The sequence below is a fragment of the Streptomyces sp. NPDC002018 genome, from assembly GCF_042890865.1.
Taxonomy (GTDB): Bacteria; Actinomycetota; Actinomycetes; order Streptomycetales; family Streptomycetaceae; genus Streptomyces.
The window spans coordinates 38,065-48,494 of sequence record NZ_JBIASO010000030.1 but is presented as its reverse complement, the minus strand read 5'-3'; the positions used below and the strand labels follow the sequence as shown (position 1 = coordinate 48,494).

Below are 10,430 nucleotides of genomic sequence, written 5' to 3'. Positions count from 1 at the left end.
GGGCTGTGAGACGGGGCGGGCCGATGGGCTCCGCCCCGCCCCCGAGGTCAGCGGCGCGCCTCGCCGAACACCGAAGGGTAGTCGGCCACGGCCTTCGACCAGTCGTCGTCGTAGCGGATGCGGACGACCTCCCAGCCGATCTCCTTCAGCCGCTCGGCGGCCTCCTCGTCGCGCAGCGTCGTCTCGGCGTGGTCGTGGTGCGGGCCGTCGACGAAGACCGCGACGGGCCCGAAGGAGGTGTCGTAGACGAAGTCCGGCTTGGACAGGGCCGCGCTCAGCCTGACCTGCTGGTGGTCGGGCAGGCGGTGGCCGTGGGTCCTGAGGTAGGCGACGAACCGCTCCTCCAGGGAGGAGTCGGCGCCCTCGATGAGCGCGTCGGCGTGCTCGTCGCGGGTGCAGCCCGCGTGGCTGGAGCCGACCTCGCCGCCCGCGAAGTCCATCAGCAACTGCTTCACCAGGGTGCGGTCGATCATCCGGTGGTGGCGCTGGTTACCGAAGGAGAGCAGGCAGTCGTAGCAGCCCTTCTCGCACGGGTCGCCCTTGCGCTTCTCGGCTCCCCGGTCGCGCCCGACCTGGTCGAAGTGCGCGATCTCCAGGGCCCGGCGGGCGGCGCGGGCGAGCGCATCGGGCTCGGCCTGGAGGCGGCGCAGGACGCCCGCGCCGCCCTCGGCGCTCTCGATGAACAGCAGCCGCTCGCGGGGACCGTCGTGCGGCGGCAGCTCCTCGGTGTCCAACTCGGAGTCCTCCAGCTGGAACTCGGCCTCGATGCCCCGCTCCAGCGCGTATTGGAGGGTGATCGCGGTGTCCCTGTCGACGGGGGCCGCGAGCTTGAGCACGAGGATGTTGCGGGTGTCCTGGACGTACGGGATCACGGGGATCTTGCGCACGACCTTCTCCGCGTCGGCGAGGCCCTCGTCCTCCACCGGGGTCTCCCGGCCGGGCGCACTCGTGCTCGGCCTGCCGGTCGAGCCGGCCAGCCACTGGCCGGTGACCGGGTCGAGCCAGAAGCCGATATCGCCCTTGGCGACCGAGCGGCGGTAGCCCAGGTTGGTGAGCCGGACGGTGGCGCTGTCGCCGTAGACCAGTTCGGCGAGGAGGCGGCCGGCCGCGGCCTTCGCCTCGGCGCGCAGCGAACCGTCCCGGCCGTTCTCGTGCTGCTTGAAACGGTAGGAGATCTCCACCGCGTAGCCCGTGCACTGGCGCTCCTCCTCGTCGGAGGAGATCCGGTCGCGGCGGTGGGTGAAGACGGTGTGCAGGTGCAGCAGCCCGGTGCGGGGATCGCCGTACGAGCTGCCGCAGCCCAGGCAGGTGTCCTCGCGCCGCTCCTCGGGGGACAGATAGCCGCAGCCCTGGCACACCTTGGCGCTCTCGGTGGTCAGTTCGCCGCTGGTGTCCGGGGGCAGCTGCACCCGGTCCACCTTGAACCGGCTGCCCTCGTGGTAGATCAGCGCGCCCGGCCCGAACTCGCGGATCGCGATGAAGCGGGACCGCTGGAGGTAGTCGCCGTCGTAGCCGCGGCTGGTGCGGCCGGTGCCGGGGATGTACGCGGCGAGCGGCAGCCGGGGGAAGGAGTAGCCGGGCAGGAAGCCCTCGGAGGCGAAGTAGCGGTACGGGTAGAAGTCGGACAGCACCGTGCGCTCGCCTCCCTGCCTGTTCTCCAGGAGGGCGATCTGGTTCTCCGCCTGGGCGCGGCGGCGGACGGCCTGGGCCTGGGAGCGGCCGGTCGCCGTGCGGTTGCGAATGTTGTCGTGCTGGATCTCCCGCTCCTCCAGGGCCTTGCGGTAGAGGTTCCGCCAGCGTCCGCACTTCTCGTCGAAACGCCCGGGGGCCTTGGCGACGGTGTCCTCCAGCCACTGCTCGTGCCACCAGGACGTCTCGCGCAGGGCGTCGACGCAGCCCGCAAGGACGGTGCGGGCCCGCACGAGGGCGCGCTGCTGGGCGGCCGGGCCGCCGATCTGCTCCCGCACCTCGGGCAGCAGCTCCAGCGAGGGGGTCTTCCCGTCGGTGTCGAGGATCTTGGTCATGGTGCGGCCGAGTTCCAGGCGGGTCTCGGCGAGCCAGATGGCGTGCACGTGGGAGGCGAGCAGGTCCTCGTTGGCCAAGTCGAGGCGGGGCGCGGCGACGGTGCCCGCGACCATCTGGTCGGAGCGGGTGAAGTAGTACTGGTCGTGGCTGTTGCCGGTCGCGCAGTACGTGGTGACCAGCGCGGGCTGGCCCGAGCGGCCCGCGCGGCCCGAGCGCTGGGCGTAGTTCGCGGGGGTCGGCGGGACGTTGCGGAGGTTGACGGCGTTGAGGCTGGCGATGTCGACGCCGAGCTCCATCGTGGGCGAGCAGTACAGCAGGGGCAGCGGCAGCCCCTTGCTGAACAGCTTCTCCCGCTCCTCGCGGACGTCGGGGTGAACCTGGGCGGTGTGCTCGGCGGCGTGCAGTCCGGCGAAGGTGGACGCGACCTCCTTGTAGAGCCCCTTGAAGAAGGCGTTGACGCGGGGGCCCCGGCCGGTGCGGTAGGTGCGGCGCAGCCGGTCCACCGCGCCGTGCTCGTCGTCACGGGCGTGCCAGCGGATCACCGGGTGGTGGATCTGGTAGCCGGGGTCCTCGCCCCGGCCCTGGGTGATCCGGCTCAGTACACCGCCGTCGGCGAGGATTTCCAGCAGGTCGCGGATCACGTCCTGGGCGTCGTCGAGGGCGAGGTCGTGGCCCCAACCCGGGAAGGTCTCCGGCTTGCGGACGTGGCGGCCGAAGGCGGTGCGACCGGTGAGGTTCAGCTCGCTGCGGGTGCGCCCGGAGCGGCCCGGCCGGCCGGAGCGGGCCACCGCGACGCCGGGCGCGGGGGGCGCGGACTCGGTCTCGGCGATGGCCCAGGCGTCGTTGAGCTTGGCAGACTCCTTGCCCAGTTCGTTGAACTTGGCCTCGGTGAAGTACGGGGTGTCCACGGCGCGCTGGCGGCGCAACTCGTCCATGAGGACGCGGGCCAGTTCGAGCCGCGTCGCCGGGGTCGCGGTGCGCAGCGGCCCGGCGGCGCGCTGCCAGCGCTCCTCGTCCTGGGCGATCTGGTCGAGCCCCGCGTACTCCAGGCCCAGCAGACCGGTCTGCTCCAGGTTGGGCATGGTGATCCGCCAGCCACGCTCCAGGTCGAGGAAGAGCCGGTACTCCGCCACCTGGGCCAAGGCGCTCAGCGTCTCCTCGGCGAGTGCCTCCACCTCGGTGGGGTTGTTGGCGTACTCGTGACGGGCCAGCCCCATAGCGGCCACGACCTCTTCGCCCAGCCGCTTCCAGCGCAGGCCCGCCTCTCCCGCCTTCAGCATGGCGCGGTAGAGGGCGCCGCGCAGCTGGGTGACCATGACGAAGTCGTTGAAGTGCCCCGCCTGCAGGCTGGCGTCCTGCCTGTTGTCGACGAAGGTGAGCAACTTGCGTGCGTCGTCGCCGAGTTCGTCCGCGGGCAGACTCTTGAGGTGGCGGACGATGGAAGCACTGACGACGGAGGTGGCAGTGGAGCGGCCCTCCTGGTCGAGCGTCATCAGCTTGGCGAAGTCGCGCTCCCTGACCTGCTCGTAGCTGACCCCGCACTCCAGGCAGAACAGGAACGGGGCGGGCACGTAGGTGGCGTACAGGCTGTCCCCGTCCTTGTTGACCGCCGTGCCGTCGGGCCTCACCCACACGGGCTGCGGGGCACGTTTCTTGCGGCTCGCGGTGAGGACGGGCGTGCCCTTCTTCGGGTCGAGGGTGAGCCAGCTGTCGGGGAAGCGGCGCTGGTCAATCGCGTCCGTGACACGCTCGGGCCACGGGTTGGTGGCCGAGAGGTAGAGGTAGCCCTGCTCGTCGTCCGCGTCCTCACGGGTGCGGAAGGCGAGCGTGCCGTCGTCGCTCTGCTCGCGGGCCACGGTGAGGTACTCCTGGCCGCACTCGCGACAGAAGGACAGCGGCAGCAGGAGCTTCTCCGGCTCTCCGGGCACCCGCTGCTGGTAGGTACGGGTGATGTGGCGGCTGTCTGCCGGCTCCAAGGAGACGTACGCCGAGCCGCCCTTGGAGAGGAACTGGTGGAGGCGGAACGCGAACAGTGCGCGGTCGTCGGCGTCGCGGACCTGCGTACCGGCCCGGAGCGTGGACCGGATCGCCTTGGTGCAGGCGGTGTACTGCGCGTCCTCGGGTGCGTCGCGCGGGATGTCGAAGGCGTCCTCGCGCAGGACTCGCGCGGCGAGCTCCACGGTGGTGGGCTTGGCGCGCACCAGCAGACGGGTGTCGTCCTCGTCGGTGGTCTCGGTGAGGCCGAAGGCGGTCTCGACCCAGCGGGCCAGCGGGTCGGCCTTGAGTGCGTCGTACTCCAGCGGAGGGTTGTTCTCCCTTACCCGGGCGGCGAGTTCGGCCCGCGTGGGTGTCGTGTCGCCGGTCGCGCGGACCAGGGTCTCGCCCACCACCCGGTCCGGGGAGATCTCCGTGTCGAACAGCGTGGAGGCGACCTCGGCGACCTCAATGCGGCGGGCGGCGGGGGTGCCCTTGGTGGACATGGTGGCGGAGGTGCCGACGCACTGCAGGGCGGGCGACTCGCACGCCTCGCGCACACGCCGAACCAGCAGGGCGACGTCGGCACCCTGACGGCCGCGGTAGGTGTGCAGTTCGTCCAGGACGAGGAAGCGCAGGCCCTTGGCCCGGCCGATGAGCCGCTGGCGCTCCTCGGGGCGGGTGAGCATCAGCTCCAGCATCACGTAGTTGGTGAGCAGGATGTCCGGCGGGGTGTCGAGGACCGCGTCCTTCTCGGACTGCTTCTCCTGGCCGGTGTAACGGGCGTATGTGACGGGCTCGTTGCCCTCGCCGTATCCGGCGGTGAGGAACTTTCTCAGCTCGCCCCGCTGACTGTTGGCTAGCGCGTTCATCGGGTAGACGATGATCGCCTTGATGCTCGGGGGGTCTCCGGGCCGCTTCTCGCTGAGGATCCGGCTGACGATGGGCACGATGTAGCCGAGGCTCTTTCCGGAGCCGGTGCCGGTCGTCAGGACGTACGAGTCCTTCGAGTCGGCGGCCTCGATGGCGTCGCGCTGGTGCCGGTGGAAGCGGATGAGACGGATCGTCGCACCCCGCTTGTCCTTGCCGGTGCGGAAGATCCGCTTGCACTCGGGGTGGAGGAGGCCGAGTTCGTCGGCGAGGTGGTCGACGCTGCCGCCGGGCGCGAAACTCGGGTTGAGTGAGAGCCAGGGGTCGGGCCACTGGTCGCCGTCGGCAAGGGACTTGGTCACCTTCTCGCCGATCCGCGGGTCCTCAATCACCACCGATCCGGACGTGTACTCCTTGTAGTCCCGGATGAGCCGACGGTGCACCTCGAAGACGTCCACGTGATCCTCACTAGCTCCCGACACAATCCACGCCTCACCGTAGTGGGTGAGGCGCACGGGACGAACCGCCCCGCCTTCAACCCATTAGAGCAAGAGCATGTGAACTCAGTCAACGAATAAAGCGTCGCGCGGACGGCATCCGAAGCACCGCCGTGTCACACTCTCCCTGACACCAGCCCGGGCAGGGCGCGGCAGGGCACGGAGGGGACGGGCCGCAGCGCAAATGGACACCGGAACACTGATCGCCGGTCGCTACCGGATCAAGCGCCTCATCGGCCGGGGCGGCATGGGAGTCGTCTGGCTCGCCCACGACGAGAACCTGGGCCGCGACGTGGCACTGAAGACCATGAACGTCGATTTAGGACTCACCGAGGAGCAGCGCGCCCGCGACGCCGAAAGGTTCCGCCGGGAGGCGCAGGCCGTCGCGCGACTCGACCATGCGGGCCTCGCCACCGTCTACGACCTCGGCGAGGAGAACGGCACCCGCTTTCTCGTCATGCAGTACGTGATCGGGCCCCCGCTCGACGACCGGATCATCGAGGAGGGCCCGCTCTCCATCGAGGAGACCGCGTCGATCGGCGTCCAGATCGCCTCCGTTCTGGGCTCGGTGCACGCCCGCGAGGTCGTGCACCGCGACCTCAAGGGCAGCAACGTCGTGATCCGCACGGACGGCGTGGTCAAGGTCCTGGACTTCGGCGTCGCCGCCTTCCTCGATCCAGACACCACAGGCCTCACCACGACCGGTGAGCGCCCCGGCAGCCTGGAGTGCATGGCACCGGAACAGGTGCGGGGCAAGCCGGTCGACCCCCGCACCGATCTGTACGCGCTGGGCTGTCTGCTGTACGCGATGCTGACGGGCGAGCCGGTCTTCACGCACGAGTCCGAACTGATGCTGCCCGGCATGATCCTTGAGCAGCCCCCCGTACCGCCCGGAAGGCTCCGCGCGGGCATCCCCTCCGAACTGGAGGACCTGGTACTCCAGTTGCTGGCCAAGGACCCCGACGAGCGCCCCGCCCACGCCGGCGAGGTGTGGCGACGCCTCGCCGCGTGGCTGCCCGAGCGCCGCGCCCCCGAACAGGCACTCGCCCCGTGGGCCGAGGTCGACCCGCTGCGGCCCTTCACCCACCCGATGGGACCCGAAGCGCGGCCGGTGCGGGCATGGGCGGCATCGGGACGGAACGGCCGACCGGGGCGGACGGGGGCGACGCCCGGGCAGCACGACCGGCCGTCACACTGACCCGCGCGCCTCGCCGACCGGAACGCGACACACGCCCCCAAACCCGCCACTACACATCTGTGAACAAAGTCAATGGTCATGTACGCTGACCGATGCAGTTCGGAGGAAGGGTGGCTTGATCACACACCCATGACCGAGGGAAAAGTCCTCCCTCCACCAGAAATGCCCTGGGAGTGTAGATGTCCACGTCGCGCGCCGTACCGGTGACCTTGGCCGAAATTGCCCGCCTTGCGGGTGTGGGACGAGCCGCAGTGAGCAACTGGCGGCGGCGGCATCCGTCCTTCCCCGAGCGGATCGCCGGCACCGACACCAACCCGCAGTTCTCCTTGACCGACATCGAGGACTGGCTGCGCGACAACAAGAAGTTGAAGAAGTCCGCCGAGAGGGAATGGCTCTGGCCCGGTTTCGAGGCGCTCGGCGGGCGGGACGAGACCGGGGCCGCGATCGCCGAGGTAGGACAGCTCCTCTCGGGGCGGGTGAGCGCCGAAGGCGAAGAGATCCGTGCCGACACACGGGAGTTGATCGAACGGGCCGTGGATCTCGGCCAGCGTGAGGGAGGCACGGAAACGTTCGCGTTTCTGCTGCGCCGCTGGCTCGACGTGCATGTGCGCCAAATCGCCACGACTCCCGAACCGCTGGCATCCCTCATGGCGCAACTCGCCCTCAGGGCGGCCAACGGCCTGGCAGACGACAGCCCGGGCGGCTCCGGCGGCACCACGGTCATGGACCCTGCTTGCGGCCCCGGGCATCTCCTCCTGGCCGCGGCCGACGCCGCGAGGGCATCCGGCGCCGGGGCACTCACGCTGCTCGGCAGTGACCGGGACGCCGTCCTCGCCTCGCTGGCGGACTCCCGCATGGCCCTCGCCGAGAACGACGGCCACAGGGAGAAGGAGTGGGCGCAGGTCTCCGTACGGGCTGCGGACTCCCTACGCGACGACCCGTTCTCCGGCACCCCCGCCGACATCATCCTGTGCAACCCGCCCTTCAACGAACGGGACTGGGGATACGAGGAGTTGGCCACCGACGCCCGCTGGAGCCACGGCCTTCCCCCGCGCACCGAGCCCGAACTCGCCTGGGTCCAGCACTGCCTGGCCCAGCTGCGGCCCGGCGGCGCCGCAGTACTGCTGCTGCCGCCCGCCGTCGCGGCCAGGAAGGCCGGACGCCGCATCCGCGGCTCGCTGCTGCGCACCGGGCAACTGCGGGCCGTCGTCGCGTTGCCGCCGGGCTGCGCCGCACCGCACAGCGTCTCCCTGCACCTGTGGGTGCTGCGGATGCCCGCCCACGGGGAAGGCACACCGGTGGGCGATCGGCTGCTGGTCGCCGACGCGGCCTCGCGCTTCCCCCGGGACCCGGAGGAGAAGTGGACCCCCGACTGGGCGGCGATCAGCGCTTTCGTGCGCGAGGCCGTCGAAGAGGCGGACTCCCCACAAGCATCTGCCTACGTACGACAGGTGCCCGTCATCGAACTCCTCAACGACGAGGTCGACCTAACCCCTGGACGCCACATTGCCCCGTCCCCGGCGGACACGGCACCCCGACTGGCCGAATCCTGGCGGGAGTTCACCGGGCTCACCGCGAACGTGAACAAGTCGGCCAGGCTGCTCGCGGCGCTCGACCTCGCCACGGCCGCGGCGGACACACCGACGGCAACCACAGTCGCCGAGCTCGCCCGGGCCGGGGCGCTCACCCTGCGCGGCGGTCAGCAGCCGCCGGAGGAATCAATCCACGCCGGCCCGCCGTCCGACGACGGCATCCCCCTCCTCACCGTCCCCGATCTTCTGGTGGACGCCGAACCCCGCAGCTGGCTCGCTCCCGGCACCGCGGCGGTCGGCGAGGCCGTGATCGCCGAACCCGGGGACATCGTGGTGGTGGGCGTCGCCCGTGCCTTCTCCGCCTGGGTCCACGAAGGGCCGCCGACCGCCCTCGGCCCACAACTGCATGCCGTGCGGGTACAGCCCGAACAGCTCGACGCCTGGTTCCTCGCCGGTTCACTGCGGGCTCCCGCCAATGCCCGGCAGGCCGGCACCCACACCACGAACTCCTCCCGCATCGACGTCCGCCGGCTTCAGATCCGCCAGGTTCCCCTCGGAGAACAGCGGCGCTACGGAGAGGCGTTCCGCGAACTCACCGCCTTCGAAAGGCTGTTGCGCCGCGCAGCCGACCTCGGCACCAGCCTTGTCCGCGACCTGGGCGACGAACTGGCTGCCGGACGCCTGGCCCACCAGGCGTAGCACACCGGCTCACCCACACCAGTCGGCGCGTCACGCCTCCCTGCGCCTGGGCTCGGCCAGGCGGGCCGTGAGCTGGGCGTCGACCGCGTGGCGTACAGCCTCGACACGAGCCGCGAGTTCCGGTGGCAGTCCGGCGGCGGTGCGGCCCGCCGTGTCAACCGCCGCGATGGCCGCCTCCAGTTCCCCGAACGTGAGCCGGCACTCAGCCAGGCGCAGCCGGATCAGCGCGCGATCGGCCCGCTCGCCTGGGCCGTCCCCGTGAATGAGATCGTTGTCGACAGCCTGGTAGAGGCGGGCCGCAGCGCCGAAGTTGCCGGAGAGACGGAATCCGTCCGCAGCCCCCTGCCAAACGTGACGCACCAGAGGGCGCCGCTCACCCCACTCCTTGCGGACCCGTTCTGTCAGACCGTGCAGCCGGTCGATCGCGTCGCCCGGCTCACCGGACGCGATCTCCGACTCGGCCTGCGCGCAGAGCTGTTCCACCACGCGGGCGTCCAGCCACTCATCGGCCGGTGCGGACGCGACAGGCAGCGTGAGAGCAACCGGGCGCGGACGAACAGCCCGATCCGGCGGCCGACGCATGGGGGCGGTGGGGTCGGGGTGGGTGCGGGGCCGGGGCTCGGGATCGCCGACCCCCGGGGCGAACGGGTCGAGGACCTCCAGGACCTCGTCAACGGCCGGGCGCTGCTCGGGCTTCTTGGCGAGCATCCGCAGTACGAGATCGTCGATCGGCTCCGGGATGCCCGCGGCGTACGCGCTCGGTGGCAGCGGCACCTCGTTGAGGTGCTTGTCGGTCAGGCCGGACTCCGGGCCGAGCGGGAACGGGGGCCGTCCGGTGAGGAGTTCGTAGAAGATGCAGCCGAAGCAGTAGACATCCGTGCGCGTGGTGGGCTCGCGCTCCAGGAGCTGCTCCGGCGCCAGATAGCCGCGGGTGCCAAGCGTCGAACCGTGCGCCGTGTAACGGGTGGCGTCGGCGTGCAGCGGCTTGGCGATGCCGAAGTCGATGAGGACGACCCACCCCTCTTCATCGATCATGATGTTTGCGGGCTTGAGGTCCCGGTGTACGACCGGGAGCGTGTGTGCGCAGGCCAACGCCCCTGCCACCTGGATGGCGACGGCAACCGCCGTGGCCAGAGGCAGGGGGTTGTGCTCGTCGAGGAACGTCCGCAGACTCACTCCGGTCACCAGGCGCATGGCGATGTAGGGGACGCCCCGGTGCGATCCGCTCCCATACAGTTCGGTGATTCCCGGATGATCGAGCGTGCCCAGGAGGTTGGCCTCGCGCCGGAACCGGGCGTTCCTGACGGCGAGTTCGGCCTCACGCTCGTACGGGTCGAGGCAGTACAGGGCCTCGGAGTCGTGGCGCAGGAACTTCACCGCCACCTCCCGCCCCCCGGACACCTCTCGGGCCCGCCAGACCTGGGCCATCCCGCCCTTGCCCAGAGAGTCCTTCAACTCGTAGCGCCCGTCGACCAGATCACCCACGCCGGGCTTGTACGTATCCGCGTCCACCACTGTGCCCCTTCGCACCACTGCGCATCAGACCCACCAGCGTAGCGTGAAAGATTCTAGACATGAGCCGTCCATGGACTCAGTTCACAGATTTATGCCATGCTCTAGTGGTGCCCGGATGTC

At 70.5% G+C, this 10,430-nt stretch carries 4 protein-coding genes; 2 read left to right on the top strand and 2 right to left on the bottom strand.

The features are described from left to right. Nucleotides 1–47: 47 nt before the first annotated feature. Complete coding sequence (locus ACFYYH_RS32125; RefSeq protein WP_388558649.1) at nt 48–5,327, bottom strand: DEAD/DEAH box helicase; 5,280 nt, start codon at nt 5,325–5,327, stop codon at nt 48–50. Nucleotides 5,328–5,550: 223 nt separating this feature from the next. On the opposite strand from ACFYYH_RS32125, the gene ACFYYH_RS32120 reads away from it, so the two are divergent. Both ACFYYH_RS32120 and ACFYYH_RS32115 read left to right on the top strand, forming a co-directional pair. Further along, nucleotides 5,551–6,564, top strand: a complete 1,014-nt coding sequence (locus tag ACFYYH_RS32120; protein ID WP_388558646.1) for a serine/threonine-protein kinase — start codon at nt 5,551–5,553, stop codon at nt 6,562–6,564. A 179-nt stretch (nt 6,565–6,743) separates the two neighbouring features. Beyond that, the gene (locus ACFYYH_RS32115; protein ID WP_329351531.1) at nt 6,744–8,795 is read left to right on the top strand and encodes an N-6 DNA methylase; all 2,052 of its coding nucleotides are present in this window, start codon (nt 6,744–6,746) and stop codon (nt 8,793–8,795) included. 30 nt (nt 8,796–8,825) lie between these two features. On the opposite strand, the gene ACFYYH_RS32110 is transcribed toward ACFYYH_RS32115, so the two are convergent. Continuing rightward, nucleotides 8,826–10,307, bottom strand: a complete 1,482-nt coding sequence (locus ACFYYH_RS32110) for a protein kinase (protein ID WP_388558643.1) — start codon at nt 10,305–10,307, stop codon at nt 8,826–8,828. Between the last annotated feature and the right edge of the window lie 123 nt (nt 10,308–10,430).